The sequence below is a fragment of the Pseudohongiella acticola genome (assembly GCF_001758195.1).
In the GTDB taxonomy this organism is placed as follows: Bacteria; Pseudomonadota; Gammaproteobacteria; order Pseudomonadales; family Pseudohongiellaceae; genus Pseudohongiella; species Pseudohongiella acticola.
The window spans coordinates 1456346-1472227 of record NZ_MASR01000001.1 but is presented as its reverse complement, the minus strand read 5'-3'; the positions used below and the strand labels follow the sequence as shown (position 1 = coordinate 1472227).

Below are 15882 nucleotides of genomic sequence, written 5' to 3'. Positions count from 1 at the left end.
TGACTGGAGTTTTAGCTAAACTCAATGCTCCCGGGGTAAAGCGCGAGAAGTATTGAGTCGTCAGGTATACTCTGGGTTTTCTGACTGCAGGAGTCAACCATGTCACCACGACTGGCCGTTATCACCGGCGCCACCAGCGGCATTGGCGCCGCCTACGCTGATGCGTTTGCCCGTCAGGGCTATCATCTGTTACTGACCGGTCGCCGGGAGCAGGAACTGACCCGACTGGCTGAGCGATTAAAAAAAGAATGCGACATTGAGGTTACTGTACAGACCGGTGACCTGTCCTATCGCAACGATTTACAGGCCCTAGTTGATACCATCAGTCAGTTGCCAAATCTGGATGCACTGGTCAATAATGCCGGGTACGCCGAGGATGGCCGGCTGGGTGAGATTGAATGGGAAAAACACCGTGCGCTGCTGGATGTGCACGTCACCGCAACCACCCAGCTTAGCCATGCGGGCATTCCGCACCTGTTGCAAAGCAAAGGTATTCTGATTAATGTCGCGTCTGTCGCCAGCTGGCTGCCCACCACTCAAAGTGTGCTGTACGGACCGACCAAAGCCTACGTGCGCAGTTTTACCGAAAGTGTTGGCCTGGCTTACCGTCAGGATGGGCTGAAAGCGCTGGCGTTGTGCCCGGGATTTACCATCACCGATTTTCACTCGCGCATGGGCATTGATCCGGACACGTTCTACAAGGACAAAGGTTTTACCCGCGCGTGGACCGCCCAGCAGGTAGTCAGCCAGTCATTCAAAGACCTGGAGAAAGGCCGCCTGGTGTCGGTGCAGGGATGGAACTACAAACTGCTGGTGTTTCTGATGCGGCACCTGCCCACAAGCTGGATGCATGCCGCGCTGGCGCGGTCCAGCTCCACGCGCTTTACAGAGAACAATCCATGATGTGATCTTCAAATACCGAGCCGATGAGTAGCCGGCGTCCGTCTGATGCGCCGACGCTGGCCCCGGAAATCAGTTCGCCGCTGTCCATAAATTCAGTCGTAATCTGGTAACCGGCACCGACCTGGCGTATCCGCACTACCTGTGACGGTGAATCGACACTGCCATCAGCGGCGTGGCGCAAAAAAGTCAACAGGCGCGGATGTCCCCCTATCCAGAGGTCGCCGGTAGCAGGATCAATCTCGATATTGTCGGCACCAAACCCCACATCGATTGTTTGTTGCAACGACAGTGAACCAGTGCCCGGGTTGCGTTGATAGATACGGACAAGGTTACGACTGACTTCCGCAACATACAGCTGTGTGCCGTCAGGGGACATGTTGATGCCATTGGCAAAACTGAGGCCATCGCCCACTTCTTTAAACACGTCGCCATCAAAATAAACCACATTGGCCCAGGGCAGGCGCAGGTAGTCTTCCAGTTGGCGCATCAGTCCCGGCCCGGCGCCGTGATCGTTGGTAACGTAGAAGCGATCATGATCAACGCCCACCACATCATTGGGGCTGATCAGCCACTCACTGGCATGGGTCTGGCGATGCATCAGTGCATTGTCCACCACGTCAAACACCTCAATGGTGTGCAGTGCTTCGTTATTTTCTCCTTCGGGAGCACCAAACAGCGATTCACCAGGATGATTGACCACAAACAGGGTTTCCCGGCCATCGTCGCCAACAAACAGTGAAATGCCGTGCGGCCGGAATTGCAGGTCGGCATTGGGCGTCAGATTCAACGGTGTGGTGGAAGCAGAGCTCAGGTCGTAGCGAAAGATGGCGCCCGGCGTCGGGTTCCCGTTAATGACGCCGCGCCGGTCATCACTGGAGATATAGGCAAAGCGGCTCTCAGGATGCAGGGTGATATCTTCGCTGCCGGGCATACCCGTGATCCGACGACATTGGTCGGGATGCTGATCGGCAAGCGTGCGGAACTCACCGGCATCATTCGCCAGATACATCACATAGGCAACAAGCAGGGCGCACATTGCGCCAATCACAAGCAGCAAACCTCGCATCACATCACGCTCTCTAGCAGGACTCAGTGATTGGAGTATCGCGCGGTCGCTGACGTTTGCCAATGGCTCTTTAGCCGGAATGTTTATAGACTAGGGGATAATAATTAGATCGGGAGCCCGACGAGATGCCAATCTTTGACAATCGCAGCCTGACAATTTTCCGCCTGACAACAGCCAGAGGCTTGCTGTTACTGCTCACACTGGCAAGCGTAAGTACTGTATCGGCGCAGGGCGTCGGCGAGCGGGCGACAGACGCGACCACCCGTGACGGCCACTTCATCAGCTGGCGTGAACATTTGATTGATGATGTCGCTACGCTGGATTTCGTGCTTAGTGGTGGCGACGGACTGGTGATGGCAGATCTGGATAGAGACGGCTATCAGGATATTGTCTCCGTGCACGAATCCGATTCCAGTTATGATTCCGCCAACTTTACGCCTGGTTTTGAAGCACCGCCCGAAGGCCATGTCCGCATTGCTTTTGGCAGCGCCGGTCCACAACAGTGGCATAACATTACGGTCGCCGAAGGTCTGGATGCCGCTGCCCCTGAAGACGCCGCCATTGCCGATATCAACGGTGACGGTTTTCTCGACATTCTTATCGCCGCCGAGTTATCTCACATACTGTATCTGCAGAATCCGGGCACCGGTGTCAGAAACACACCCTGGCCACGACTGAAATTGCCCATGACCGAAGGGCGCGGCAGTTATATCCGTGTTTTTGCCGCCGACCTGGACGGCGATGGCACACCCGAGGTGATAGCGCCTAATAAAGGCGCCCAGATTCCGGGGCCGGAAGATTTTGCCGTGTCCAATCCGGTGTCTGTATTCAAGGTCAACGGCGATCCCCTGCAGGGCATCAACTGGCAGGAGCACGAACTGGGTCATTACAGTATCCCACAGAATTCTGAACCGGTAGATCTGGATGGCGACGGTGATCTTGATATTGTCATCGGCTCGCGTGGCGAAGAACGTCTGGCCTGGTTCGAAAATCCGGGCGACGGCTCACTCGATTTTATTGAGCATGCCATCGGCATCAACGGTGCCCGCATGGCCGGCTTCAATCTGGAATATGCCGATCTTAACGGTGACGGGCGGCTGGATATCATCGGTGCCGGTAACGGCCGTGTCGGCAACGGCCTGGTCTGGATTGAGCAGCCGGCGCGAACCGGTGATGCCTGGAATGCCCACTACATCGGCACGTTTTTGCCCGACAGCATCACCGGACTGGAAGTGACGGACATTGATGGTGATGGTGATATGGATGTGTTCGCTGGCAGCTACAGCCGCGGCGAGCGCGAAGCCGACGATGCCAATACCCGAATCAGTGATCCGCTCGGTCGCCTGGGCTGGTTTGAGCAGCCGGATGAGGTCACCACGGCGTGGACGCGTCACGACGTGTCACGGCGCAAACGTGGCATGTTCGACAAATTCATTGCCCATGACCTGGACGGCGATGGTGATGCCGATTTTATTGGTACGCGTGGCAACAGTTACCCCTATGACGGCGTATTCTGGCTGGAGCAGCTGCGGTCGCCAACGCCAGGCAATCGATTCGAACGGGCACGACAACAGGACAGTGAGGAGATGAGGATTCCATGAAAACAATCAGACAGCGAACAGCGTTTAGTGCCGGTCTGCTCGCGCTGGCAGCTCACATAGGTGGAGTACACGCGCAGTCAGCCGGTGATGTGCAAACCGACATTCCCGTACCACAGGTCAGTGGGCCGGTGCCAGTTAGCGCTGAGTCACATCCCTTTGGCGCCGCCGCGCATACCTTGCAGCCGCAGGATCTTGCGCAGATGGGTTATATTGAAGAAGAGTATTTCATCAGCGGGCAGGCCAATGTGTATGACTGGCCCGAACGTGGCACGCTGACCGTGCGCACCGCTGATGTGCCTTACACCACTCGCGTCTTGGTCAGGCGCCCGGTCCGTGCTGAACGTTTCAGCGGAAACGTGGTGGTGGAAATGCTCAACCCGTCCAATCTGTTTGACCTCAATATCGGCTGGGCCATGTCGCATACACAGATGCTGCGCAACGGCGATGCCTGGGTCGGTATCACCGCCAAACCGATTGCGGTGGAGACCCTGAAGCAGTTTGATGCCGAGCGCTACGCGGACCTGTCCTGGGCCAACCCACTGGCCGCCAGCGACCCGCTGAACTGTGAAGTCAGCCGTGATACCACGCAGGCGACCGAGAACGGACTGGTCTGGGACATTCACAGCCAGGTGGCGGCGTGGCTGCGCAGCGCCAACGCCGACAATCCGTTTGTTTATGACGGCACGGCCAGCGCCGCCGAGATGCTTTACGCCTGGGGTTATTCACAGACCGGCAGTTTCCTTTACACCTACATCAACGCCATTCACCCCGAAGTGGTAAGTGTCCGCGGCGAGTCACTGTTTGACGGTTATCTGGTGGCGGTGTCCAGTGGCCCGGCACCCATTCATCAGTGCGCTGAGCGTGTGCCCAGAGATGATCCGCGTCGCCCCATCGAGAATGCCGGTGTGCCCGTTATTCATGTCATGAGTCAGTCCGACTATCTGGCCGGCATTGGCAGTCGGCAACCGGACAGTGATGCGCCTGGTAACCGCTTTCGGCGTTATGAAATCGCTGGATCTGGCCATGCCTCACCGGACGAACTGTACTGGGGCCCAAAACCACAGGATCTGATCCAGGCCGGTCGCGCGGTGCCGCCGCTGGCCTGTAACGAAGGACCACGTAGCCGTTTCCCCAACCGGCTGGCGTTTAATGCCGCGTTGGTGTGGCTGGATCAATGGGCGCGTGATGATATTGCGCCACCACGGGCCGATCTGATTGACGTGGTGGATGGCGAACCCGTACTGGATGAACATGGCAATGTTGTTGGCGGTCTGCGCTCCCCCTACGTTGACGTGCCCACAAGTACCTGGAATGGAAATTCCACCGGCGAGTCTTTCTGCCGTATCGCCGGCCATGAAATTCCTTTCAGTCAGGAAAAACTGCGGCGGCTTTATCCGTCCCATGACGCCTACGTCAGCGCCGTCACCAACAGTGTCAATGCGCTGGTAGAGCAGGGGTTCCTGTTGGCAGAAGACGGTGCCGATGTGATTCGCGAAGCCAAGCGCAGTGAGGTGCCGAGGTGGTAGCAGGAAACAGGAGAAGCATTTAATTGGCTAACACTAGCATCAGTTCTTTCAGTCAGCGCCGGGCAACGTTGGTTCAGTACGCCAATCTGTTACTGATGCTGGCTGTGTTCGTATTTGTGATCCTAAGGCTCGTTACACTGGGGTTTGATCGCCCCCCCTATCCCTGCCGGACTGGTTTTTGTTCTGACAGTCTGCAACTTTCTTTACGTACACTTTCGGGGCTCACCCATAATTGCCAGCTGGCTGTTGTTAGTCGTGATGGCCCTTGGTCTGGTCAGTTCAGGTATTAATACCGGCGGTTTTGAAGGCCCTACCATCCTGATGGCGCCGATGCTGCCGGTACTGGCGTTATTGCTGATCGGTACCCGAGCCGGTTTGATCGCCTGCGCAGTCGTCATTCTCATTCTCTCCGTTCTTTTTGTTGCCGAAGTCAATGGCCTGATATCACCTAATCCGCAGTCTGCAGAGGCGCAGCTGGTTACCCGTTTTATTGCCTTGCTGGCTACGGTGCTGGTCTGTAGTCTGGTTGCTTGGGAGTTCGCCAGAATGAATCATGCGATGTTGGGTGTCATGAGCGGGCAAGCGCTAACCGATCACCTGACCGGCCTGAAGAATCGTCGGGCTCTGGAAGAATCCATGGCCAAGGAGCTGCGTCGCGCCCGTCGCTCCAAGGGCTGGGTGTCACTTATCATCTGTGATGTCGATCATTTTAAACATTACAATGATTTTCATGGTCACTCAGCTGGCGATACTTGCCTGATTGCAGTGGCTAATGTGCTAAAGGCTGCGGCGCGTCGACCTCATGATCTGGTCTGTCGTTACGGTGGCGAAGAGTTTGTCGCTCTGCTGCCCGATACCCGACCGAATGGGGCTTATCGGGTGGCTGAAGCCATGCGGGCGGGTCTGGAGAGTCAAAAAATACCGTACCGCGACCAGGATTCAGACTGCGTCACGTTAACGCTGGGTGTTGTTTCTGTTGCTGGCGCTGATATTGATGACATGGAATCGTTGTTGGATACAGCGGATCAGGCGCTTTACGCCGGCAAGGAGGAGGGGCGAAACCGTGTGATCGCGGTCAACCTCTCCGAGGGCGCGGTGGTAGCCGACGTCAACGCCTGACCGTAGCCCTGTCAGAAATGCCAGCTGACAAGCCATCTGTTATCCCAGACTCCGCTTCCATCCTATTGCGCGCCCAGCCACCAGCGCAGGGTGTCAGTTACTGTGTCAGCCGCATCCTGCTGGACAAAATGTCCTGCGTCCGGCACCGCCACGATGGTGGTGCTGGCATCGTTCCAGTCCCAGGTATTGTTGAGCCCGTCAGAGTGCAGCGCGGTGTCGTCCAGACCGTGCATCACCAACAGGGGCACGTTCAGTTGTGGTACGTCGGGTGAGAGCGGCGGAGCCGTCTCTGCCAGCGGTGGCAGGGGCGGAAAGTTACGCTTGTAGTAGGCCAGCATGGCGTCAAAGTCGGACTGCGCAAACGCCTCGATATACCGTTGTCGTGCGGTCGGATCCTGCACCCAGCCGGCCAGGGTCTGCGGCATCATCGGCCCGCCAAAAAAGATATTGGGATCTGACGGGCTGCCACCCTGAAAGGCCCGTGCATAACCACTGTTGGCGCGCTGTTCTTCGTTGATGCTCAGTTCCCGGATCATGCCGTGGGGGTGAGGCAGGTTCATCACCACCAGCCGATCCACCATCTGAGGGTAGGCAAAGGCAAAATTCCACGCCACCATGCCGCCCCAGTCGTGACCGACAATAATGGCACTGTCCTGGCCAAACTCGCGTATGACCGCTGCTACGTCCGAGGTCAGCAAACGCATGTCATAGTTCTCATCACCTGCCGGCTGACCGCTCAGGTTATAACCACGCTGATCAATGGCCACAACCTGATATTGATCCTGTAGGCCTTCCATCTGGTGTCGCCAGCTGTACCAGAAATCCGGAAAGCCGTGAATCATCACCATTAGCGGGCCTTCACCCACGCTGGCGTAATGTATGCGCACACCGTCGTTGTCAGCGTAACCGTGCGTCGCCGTGTCCCAGACATCGGCGTGAAGGCTGGTGGCGGCTGCCAGCAGGCCTGTGCTCAGGATGATCTGTGCTGCCATGCGCTTGAGTGTGTTCATCGGTGCGTCTCCATGGATCGGGCGTGATGGACTGAATGTGTGCCAGTGAAACGGAATATGGTGTGTGTGTAAAGTGACTTAAGTAACCCGCTACCGGCTGGGATGTAGTCGTGTCGGCGGTTATTGTTGGGGCAGCGACATGACAGTATTGGCATTGCTGAACGCTTCGGTCTAAGATCGGACAAAATAATCACAAAACTTCGGGAAGCCGCCATGCCAATGATTCGAGCCGAAGATGCCACCAAAGACTACGATGTCATCATTGTCGGTTCCGGAGCCGGCGGTGGTCAGATGGCCTTCACGCTGACGCTGGCAGGTATCAAGTGCCTGATGCTGGAGGCCGGGCGCGGCTATGATCCGGTCGCCGAGACACCGATGTTCCAGCGTCGCGATCAGGCGCCGCTGCTGGGGAACTCGACGCCGGACAAAGAGTTCGGTTTTCTTGATGCCACTGTCGACGGCGGCTGGCAGATGCCCGCCGAACCCTACACCCAGGCCAGCGACAAACCGGAACAACAGTTCTGGTGGTGGCGAGCACGCATGATGGGTGGCCGCACCAACCATTGGGGGCGGATCTCGTTGCGGAATGGCCCCTACGACTTCAAACCCAAAAGCCGCGACGGACTCGGTCTGGACTGGCCGGTCGACTACGAAGACGTCGAACCCTACTATACAAAAGTGGAACAACTGATTGGTGTCTACGGATCCAATGAAGGTCTGGAAAACACACCCAACTCACCCGACGGTGTGCTGCAACCGCCGCCCAAAGCCCGGGCCGGTGAGCTGCTGGCGCAGAAACATGGCAAGACCCTGGGCATCCCCATCATTCCCATTCATCGTGCGGTGCTGACACAGACGCTTGACGCCGACCGGTTGCCAGCAGTGCTGTTCCCCGGCAACGCCTGGGCGCAGAAAATTGTTGGTGACTCCATGCGCGCCCGAGCTGCCTGCTTCTGGGCAACACCGTGCGGCCGTGGCTGTTCCACCGGTGCCAACTACCAGAGCACCACCGTGCATCTGCCGCCCGCGCTGGCCACTGGCAATCTGGATATTGTTGCCAATGCTCACGTGCGCGAAGTTCTAGTGGGCAACAATGGCAAAGCCCGTGGTGTGCTGTTTGTCGACAAGACCACAGGCCAGGATGTACAGGTCAATGCCAACGCGGTGGTGCTCGCCGCCAGCAGCGGTGAAACCGTGCGCATCATGCTCAATTCAAAAAGCACGCTGTTCCCGGATGGTATCGCCAACGGCTCCGGGCTGGTCGGCAAATACATCATGGACACCGTCGGTACCAGCCTGCAGGGCCAAATTCCGGCGCTGGAGAATCTGCCACCCTATAACGAAGACGGGGCAGGTGGCTCACATTTTTATGCACCGTGGTGGCTGTACCAGCAGGCACAGGCACTTGGTTTTCCGCGGGGCTATCATATCGAGATGGGCGCTACGCGTGGCATGCCCGGCGGCGGCAATCCGTTGCCCGATGATCTGGGCAATGGCGCCTATGGCAGTCGCTACAAACAGGAAGCACGGCGGTATTACGGCTCGTTTATGGGGTTCGCCTGTCGCGGTGAGATGATTCCCAACGACAACTGTTTTGCCGAGCTTGATAACAACGTTAGCGATACCTGGGGCATTCCGGTGCTTAAATGGCATTGGCAGTGGGCAGAGCACGAACAGCGCATGTGCGACCACGCCGAGCTGACATTCCGCGAACTGATTGAAACCATGGGCGGCACCGTGCGCAGCGTCACCAATGGCCGCAATCGCATCGAACCGGGCGGCAAGATCATTCACGAAGTCGGCGGCGCCATCATGGGTACCGCTGCCGCCACCTCGGTGTGTAATGGATACAACCAGACCTGGGAAGTGCCAAACCTGTTCCTGGTCGACGGCACACCGTTTCCGTCCAACGCCGACAAAAATCCCACCCTCACCATCATGGCGCTGGCCTGGCGTGCGGGTGACTATCTGGTCGATCAGTCAAGAAGGGGGCTGCTGTAATGTCGCACAATTTTCAGGATCAGGATCAGTATCTGCAACCGGAATCACCGAGCGCCGTCCCCATTGTTGTGGGTCAGACGTCGCGTCTGCCACGCCGTACTGTCATAAAATGGTTTGTTGCTGTCGCCGCCAGCCTGAAGCTGGGCGATGCCCAGGTGTTCGGCGCCGAACCCGGGCCTGGTGAGCCAGTGATTACCGCCAACGGTTACGGTAAAGACCCGCTGCTTAACCACACACACAACCCCGGCGATCTGTGGCCCCTGACGCTGAGTCCGACCCAGCGCGCCGCCGCCATCGCCCTGGCCGACGTCATTTTGCCGGCTGACAATCTGGGTCCGGCTGCCAGTCAACTGCGCTGTGTCGATTTTGTTGATGAGTGGGTCAGTGCACCGTATCCTGCGCAGCTGCGTGATCGTGGTATCGTGCTGCCCGGACTCGACTGGTTGGACGCAGAATCTGGTAGGCGTTTTGCTAATGTGTTTGCTGGCCTGACGCTGTCACAACAACAGGCCATCTGCGACGACATCTGTTTTCAGGCACGGGCAGCAGATGAATTGCAGGCCGCGGCGCGTTTCTTCAGCCGCTTTCGCTCGCTGGCAGCGGCGGCCTATTACGCGACCCCTGAGGGTTGGGATGCCATCGGTTATGTCGGCAACCAGCCGTCACTGACCTATGACGGGCCGCCTGAGGCAGTATTGGCACACCTGGGAGTGGAGCAGACGGTGGCATGACAGCGCTCAGGCTCGCCTGTCTCCCTTGACCAGCACCGCAGGCTCTGTGAGTATCGATTGTCATTAATGATCGCCGATCACGCCTTGCGGAGAACAATACAGGACCCGACTGAGGCAAAAATCGCGGACAAAAAAAGGGGGCAAAAGCCCCCTTTTTTTATGCTTGCTGCGACTGGATCAGTTAACGCTGACCTCTTCGCCGGTTTTCACTTCTTTCCAGTAAACCTGACCAAAGAACATCTCATCCCAGCTCTGCTGGCCCCAGGGTACAACGCGTGAGGGGTCAGGGTTGGCTTTGTTCTGCTCTGAGTTGTCAAAGGCACCGGTGACCACCACACGTGTACCGGCCGGTACAAATTTTGGTTCAACCAGTTGGTATTCCATCTGCCAGTTGTAGTTGTACTGGGCAATATTCAACAAACGTTCAACGGTGCCATCCGGGTAATGCGCGTCAAACTCCATGCGCTTGCCACGGAAATGCATGTGCGGGGTAAAGGCCATGATTTCTGCGTCGGTAGTGATCAACACTTCCGCCGTCTGCTCAAAATCCGGATCGTAGGCCGGGATATCAGTCCAGGTCGGCGTGAAGATACAGGCACAGTCACCCAGACGACGTTCGGTCGGAATTTGATCTTCCGGGTAGAACCAGACACCGATTTCACTCTCATCGACTGTTTCGCGGCCGGTGGTTGTGTAGTGCAGGTTCAGTGCCAGTGATGTGCCGGCTTTCAACAGGCCGCCGGTGTTGGGCTCTTCCACATGGGGATCAGCGCCAGGAATATACGGCGTGATATAGGCCTGATCGGGATTACTGAAGCGGGTAATCAGGCCCTGCGAAGGACGCTCACCCGGCACAATAAAGGCGTTCAGCGTATGGTGCAGAACCGTTCGGTCGCCCGGCACATACTGGCTGGCGCGCACCCAGCGGTCGGTCTCCAGGCCTTCCAACGGCACCACCACGTCTCTGTATGGCAGCACGCCGGTGGCCGGGACGCTTTGTGATGGCACTTTGATGATCAGATCGGGTTCGCCGAAGGCCCATTTTTCCTGGGACCAGGTCAGCTCGGCCAGTGGATCGCTGTCACCGTCTTTCTCGGAACCGGTGGCAATCCAGTGCAATACTTTCTGCTGCTCATCAGGCGTCAACGTGTAGTGATTGCGGAATTCGCCGATATGCGGGTCAATCTGTCCCGGTGGCATACGCTTGGTCATCAGTACTTCACGAATCATCGGTGACCAGCCCTGTGCCATGGCGTGGCTGTTCAGCGCAAACGGGGCGATACCGCCATCGCGGTGACAGGTAGCGCAATTTTCTGCCAGTACCGGCGCCACATCCTTGCTGTAGGAGACACCGGCCTGCGCCAGTTGCTCATGCGCCTGATAGCTGACCGGTGTGCCCTGCGTGGCGACCACAGCATTGGCAATGGTTTCATCGGCGACCACAGCCGCCAGCGCGTCAGCCAGTGACTGGTCGGCCGGGCCGCGGTAAATCACCCGGAATGACTTGGGGTCGTAAACAAAGGCTTCGCCGGTTTTGTCGATGCCCATGGATTCAGAAATGACCTGCGCATCATCAATCAGCACCGGGATGTCGATGCCCAGGCGTTCGGCGTCAGCTTTCACGATGTCGCGCGCCTCACCCAGCGGGTTGATCATCATGAACACGATATTTTGCGAGGCGTATTGTTCTTTCAGCGCATTAAACGACGCCAGCGACTCTTGAGTCGCCGCATCATTGCTGGCCTGCACCAGAAACGCGACCGCCTTGTTGTTGTCATACCACGCCATATGGTGGAATTTGCCGTCCTGATCCAGCAGGGCAAAATCACCGACGCGGTCCTGCGCCATGGCCGGACCGGAGCCCAGTGTGACAGCCAATGCGACAGCACCGGCATAAACTGCCCGCCTGCCACCAAAAACCATACCATTCAATAACTTAATCATATTTTTCTCCGGCGTCTACACCAGCAACTAATTTTAATTAACAGACTTTTGGGCATGTTCGTTATGATGGACTGCATCTGGCTTCATGAACTCATTCATATTTGAACCCGGTCACTGCCGACTCTACCACTAAACAGCTAAAAATAAAGCCGAATGCCGTAAAAAGTGACTTTTGGCCGGTGAAGCGTTTAGTCAGTCGCAACCAGCTCAAAAATCAGTTGATCGCCATCAATCAGCTGAAAAACCATGCCGCGGTAGGCGACAGCGTCGTCCAGCACCAACTCAGGCACCCGTAGCAGGCCTGATACAGGATCGAAGCTGGCATGAGCACCCGGCAAGCTGGTCAGATCCTTGATACTTTCTGGCAACACCTGAATTCGCACGCTGGGCTCCATGCTGAGCAATCTGAAACTTAACTGGATCCGGCCAAAATCAGCAGCATCCACCGCAGATGTCATCAGATTGCTGCACACATCAAACCGGCTGGCGACGGGTGGGACGCTTGACGACGTGACCGGTACGTAATTCAGTCCCAGTTTGCGCTGGCCATTGTCCAGCAGCGTAAACACCTCGGCGTAACCAAATACACCATTGCCGACAATGGCCTGGGCGTATTGCAGTCTTTGTGCGGTTTCCGCATTAACGCCCAGGCTCTCACGCGATATCGCGCGCAGACGTGTGTTGCCGCGCTCAAAAAACATGGTGGTCTGCGCTGAGGTGTCATTGTTGCTCATCGCCAGCATATCCGGCACACCGTCAAAATTGATATCAGCCTGGCGCAGAAAATACGGTGTATTGCGCGCATTGTCCGGATCCTGATCCACGCCCGACAAACAGACGTCAGTGCTGTCGGAAAATTGCCGGTTGCCATTGTTGCTCAGCAATTGCATGGCGGTGCCGCGAAAGCTGGCGTTGTAGGCACTCATGATCAGGTCGCGCCGGCCATTGCCATTGACATCATAGGCTTTGATCTCAATGATTTCGTATTGGTCGCCGCTGACAAACCGCTGCATTTCCGGCAAGTTGGTGACCGCGGCGTTGGTAAAATTGCCGTTACCCGGGTTCCAGTAAATGCGCGTGGGGAGGGTGTTAACGCCCTGCTTGCGGCCAAAGATCATGTCAGTATGGCCATCGCCATCCAGATCGGCCAGTTCCACTGCCCAGGCAAATTCGCTGTTGTCGCCCCGGGTAATGTTGGCCGGCAGGTGCGAGCGATCCAGCTCAAATTGCGCACTGCCTTTGTTGATCAGGAAGTAGGGGCTTTTCGCTGCGTCGCCTTGAGGTGAATTGGTCACCAGAATATCGATAAAACCATCGCCGTTGATGTCACCGACGGCGGCGTTGTGAGAAAAGTCGGATAAATTCGGCAGTCGGTCGGTGGCATTGATAAAACCCTGGCCAGTACCCAGCATTAACTGGTTGCGAAAGCCGGGAAAGGGCGCTGCATCCCAGCCATGGTCAGCAATAAAGATATCTGGAATGGTGTCGTTGTTGAAATCTGCGACCAGTACCTCCCGCGCCCATTCCGTTTGTGGTTTGTCACCGGTCGCGGCGCGGAAGGTGTTATCGCCATTGTTCAGCAGAATCTGGCCCGGTTGTTCACCTTGTGCCGGCCGACTGACGGGCGTGTACCCGGTCACCACAATGTCGGTAAACCCGTCACCGTTTACATCCTCAAAGTAGACTAAGCGGTCATCGGTCATTTCCGTGTTCATAATAAAATGACTGAATACTGTTTCGCCCGCGCTGTAGGTTGAGCGCTGGGATGTCTGGGCATCAGCCAGCATACTCAGTGGCGCGGCAAACAGCATGGACCACAGCACTGTGTGTCGAAACGGCGTGACAGCTTTGGCAGGTTTCATGGGTGATTACCTGTAGTTTTGTTATTGACCTGATGCGTAGCTTGCCCCCTTTTCTTAAGCAAGGAAATATAAATATGCAGATCAGCAGATATTTCTGCGAGAAGTGAGCGTGGGAGCTATGCATTTTAGGTCGTTCTAAAATGCATGGTTTGTCTAGCCAGGTCTGGTAAACGCCGAGAGGGCCAGGTCAGTGCGGAGCGTAAGGCGGGGATGCCGGTGGCACTGAGGATGTGCCGCCGGCAGTCTTGATTGTTATGGTCAGTTGTTCTGACTGACCAGTTTCCACTCATAGAAACCCATGAACATTTCTTCCCAGCTCTGCTCGCCCCAGTTCACTTCCGTGGTCGGGTCGGGGTTGAAACGGTTCTGCGCCGAGTTATCAAAGGCGCCGCGGGCGATGATCTTGGTACCCGCCGGCACACGCAGCGGCTCGGCCAGTTCATGCGACAGCTGCCAGTTGAAGGAATAGGCCGGCACTGACAGCAACAACTCTTCCGAACCGTCGGGATACTCGGCAATAAACTTCATGCGCTTGCCGCGGAAATGCATGTGCGGCATCAGGCTGCGGATTTCTGCTTCCTCCGGCACATAGGTCACCAACTCCATTTCGTGATCCTTGGCATTGGGCGGAATGGACAGCGTGAAGGCATTACCCACACCACCAGACATGCGCTCTTCTGGCACTTCGCCTTCCGGATAGAAGTAGATGCCGATCTCAGTAGCGTCGGTCATTTCTTTGCCAGTGGTGGTGTAATGCATCTGCAGGCTCAGGCCAGACCCGGCGCGCAGCAGGCCGCCGACACCCTCTGGGTTCCAGGACACGCTGTTGCCCGGCGCATAACCGGCCACGGAAGCCTGATCGGCATCACCGCCGCCCAGCAGTACACCGACATCAATGTCCGGGTTCTCGCGGAAGATACGGTCAATGTCAGGCTGCTCGCCAGCGGCGATTGAGGCAAACATCTGGGTACGAATGGCGCGGGCACGCTCTTCCGGCAGGCTGTTGATGGCCTCCATGAAGGCCGTTTGTGGATCCGACTGACCCTCCGGTGGTACCACCGAGGTGATGATGTGGTGTAGCACTTCCGGGCTGCCCGGCGCCACTTCGCTGCCCTTGACCCAGCGATCCTCGGTCAGGCCCAGATCGATGGGGATATCCATGTAGTCCACCACGCCGGTGGCCGGGATAACCTGCGGTGGCACTTTGATGATCAGGTCAGGTTCACCCATTTTCCACTTGGTATCCGACCACACCAATTGTGTCAGCGGATCAGCGTCCGAGTCCTGCACGGTGGCACCGGCATCAATCCAGCGCACCAGTGTCTGCATCTCCGCATCACTGAGGTTCATTTCGTTTTTGATCTCGTGGCCAACCTTGTTGTCGATCTGACCCGGCGGCATACGCTTGGTCATCACCACCTCACGGATCATTGGCGACCAGCCCTGCACGGCCAGGTTACTGTCCATGGCAAAGGGGGCGATGCCGCCCGCGCGATGACACTCAGCGCAGTTCTCGGCAATGATCGGCGCAATATCATCCTGGTAAGAGATTGCCGTGGCATCTACGCCACCGTATTCAATGCTGCGGCCGTTGCTGGCGACTTCAACCAGTTCGACAGATTCTGCAGCCTTCAACTGACGAATCGCCTGTTCCAGCTCCTGTTGCACAGGGCCGCGATACACCACCTCGAAGGTGGCCGGATCATACACAACCGCCTGGTTCATGTGCGTCAGGCCAAGTGCGCCGGATACCAGTTGGGCATCATCCATCAACACGGGGAGGGGAATGTCAGCAATCGCATTGGCCACCGCCTCGCGGTCAGTCTGCAGGCCGGGGTTGATCAGAAAGAACGCAACATCCTGATCCGCGTACTCGTTGTACACTGCCTGCAGGGCGCTCAGTGAGGCCTGATCGGTCAGCCCCACCGCCTGCGGCAGGAACACCACGGCATCGTGATCATCGTACCAGGACATGTGGTGCTGGTAGCCAGTGTGGTCGATCAGGGCGAAGTCACCCACGCGCTCACCGGCATGAATAAGAGACGACGCAGCGGCCGTCAGGGTCAGTAACGCGAGGCGGAACGGAGTTTTCATAACATAGTCCTTATCAACTATCTGT

The 15882-nt window shown here is 57.0% G+C and carries 11 protein-coding genes; 6 read left to right on the top strand and 5 right to left on the bottom strand.

Features of this window, described 5'->3' with window-relative positions; translation table 11 throughout:
• Positions 1-99: 99 nt before the first annotated feature.
• A complete protein-coding gene (locus tag PHACT_RS06170) occupies positions 100-903 on the top strand; it encodes an SDR family NAD(P)-dependent oxidoreductase (protein ID WP_070116383.1) in 804 nt (267 codons plus the stop codon).
• Here the strand turns inward: PHACT_RS06170 and PHACT_RS06165 are convergent.
• Positions 884-1969 (bottom strand): strictosidine synthase family protein, encoded by a 1086-nt coding sequence (locus PHACT_RS06165; protein WP_070116382.1) that lies wholly within the window; start codon positions 1967-1969, stop codon positions 884-886. The two genes, PHACT_RS06170 and PHACT_RS06165, sit on opposite strands and share 20 nt — an antisense overlap.
• 125 nt (positions 1970-2094) lie before the next feature.
• Between PHACT_RS06165 and PHACT_RS06160 the strand changes: the two genes are divergently transcribed.
• The 3 genes from PHACT_RS06160 (at position 2095) to PHACT_RS06150 (ending at position 6215) form a co-directional block, all read left to right on the top strand.
• Complete coding sequence (locus PHACT_RS06160) at positions 2095-3570, top strand: FG-GAP repeat domain-containing protein (protein ID WP_070116381.1); 1476 nt, start codon at positions 2095-2097, stop codon at positions 3568-3570.
• Complete coding sequence (locus tag PHACT_RS06155; protein ID WP_070116380.1) at positions 3567-5096, top strand: alpha/beta hydrolase domain-containing protein; 1530 nt, start codon at positions 3567-3569, stop codon at positions 5094-5096. The genes PHACT_RS06160 and PHACT_RS06155 overlap by 4 nt, the downstream gene beginning before the upstream one ends.
• 258 nt (positions 5097-5354) lie before the next feature.
• A complete protein-coding gene (locus tag PHACT_RS06150) occupies positions 5355-6215 on the top strand; it encodes a GGDEF domain-containing protein (RefSeq protein ID WP_245730769.1) in 861 nt (286 codons plus the stop codon).
• Between the two features lie 62 nt (positions 6216-6277).
• On the opposite strand, the gene PHACT_RS06145 is transcribed toward PHACT_RS06150, so the two are convergent.
• Positions 6278-7225: an alpha/beta fold hydrolase gene (locus PHACT_RS06145; protein ID WP_070116378.1), complete on the bottom strand. Its 948-nt coding sequence runs from the start codon at positions 7223-7225 to the stop codon at positions 6278-6280.
• 213 nt (positions 7226-7438) lie between these two features.
• Here PHACT_RS06145 and PHACT_RS06140 point away from each other — a divergent pair, with 213 nt between their 5' ends.
• Together PHACT_RS06140 and PHACT_RS06135 are read left to right on the top strand one after the other, a co-directional pair.
• Positions 7439-9226, top strand: coding sequence for a GMC family oxidoreductase (locus tag PHACT_RS06140; RefSeq protein ID WP_070116377.1), 1788 nt, complete (start codon positions 7439-7441; stop codon positions 9224-9226).
• Entirely contained in the window at positions 9226-9957 is a 732-nt protein-coding gene (locus tag PHACT_RS06135; protein WP_083264389.1) for a gluconate 2-dehydrogenase subunit 3 family protein, read from the top strand. The genes PHACT_RS06140 and PHACT_RS06135 overlap by 1 nt, the downstream gene beginning before the upstream one ends.
• A 177-nt stretch (positions 9958-10134) precedes the next feature.
• Here the strand turns inward: PHACT_RS06135 and PHACT_RS06130 are convergent, their stop codons facing one another.
• From PHACT_RS06130 to PHACT_RS06120, 3 genes are all read right to left on the bottom strand, one after another.
• A complete protein-coding gene (locus tag PHACT_RS06130) occupies positions 10135-11901 on the bottom strand; it encodes a thioredoxin domain-containing protein (protein WP_070116376.1) in 1767 nt (588 codons plus the stop codon).
• 188 nt (positions 11902-12089) lie between these two features.
• Positions 12090-13763, bottom strand: a complete 1674-nt coding sequence (locus PHACT_RS06125; RefSeq protein WP_070116375.1) for an FG-GAP repeat domain-containing protein — start codon at positions 13761-13763, stop codon at positions 12090-12092.
• 258 nt (positions 13764-14021) lie between these two features.
• A complete protein-coding gene (locus PHACT_RS06120; RefSeq protein ID WP_070116374.1) occupies positions 14022-15857 on the bottom strand; it encodes a thioredoxin domain-containing protein in 1836 nt (611 codons plus the stop codon).
• Positions 15858-15882: the final 25 nt, after the last annotated feature.

Bases quoted from the DNA above. Each gene is read 5' to 3' on its own strand.
- PHACT_RS06150 (WP_245730769.1), top strand. From the start codon at position 5,355: ATGGCCCTTGGTCTGGTCAGTTCAGGTATTAATACCGGCGGTTTTGAA.
- PHACT_RS06130 (WP_070116376.1), bottom strand. From the start codon at position 11,901: ATGATTAAGTTATTGAATGGTATGGTTTTTGGTGGCAGGCGGGCAGTT.
- PHACT_RS06125 (WP_070116375.1), bottom strand. From the start codon at position 13,763: ATGAAACCTGCCAAAGCTGTCACGCCGTTTCGACACACAGTGCTGTGG.
- PHACT_RS06170 (WP_070116383.1), top strand. From the start codon at position 100: ATGTCACCACGACTGGCCGTTATCACCGGCGCCACCAGCGGCATTGGC.
- PHACT_RS06140 (WP_070116377.1), top strand. From the start codon at position 7,439: ATGCCAATGATTCGAGCCGAAGATGCCACCAAAGACTACGATGTCATC.
- PHACT_RS06165 (WP_070116382.1), bottom strand. From the start codon at position 1,969: ATGCGAGGTTTGCTGCTTGTGATTGGCGCAATGTGCGCCCTGCTTGTT.
- PHACT_RS06145 (WP_070116378.1), bottom strand. From the start codon at position 7,225: ATGAACACACTCAAGCGCATGGCAGCACAGATCATCCTGAGCACAGGC.
- PHACT_RS06160 (WP_070116381.1), top strand. From the start codon at position 2,095: ATGCCAATCTTTGACAATCGCAGCCTGACAATTTTCCGCCTGACAACA.
- PHACT_RS06155 (WP_070116380.1), top strand. From the start codon at position 3,567: ATGAAAACAATCAGACAGCGAACAGCGTTTAGTGCCGGTCTGCTCGCG.
- PHACT_RS06135 (WP_083264389.1), top strand. From the start codon at position 9,226: ATGTCGCACAATTTTCAGGATCAGGATCAGTATCTGCAACCGGAATCA.
- PHACT_RS06120 (WP_070116374.1), bottom strand. From the start codon at position 15,857: ATGAAAACTCCGTTCCGCCTCGCGTTACTGACCCTGACGGCCGCTGCG.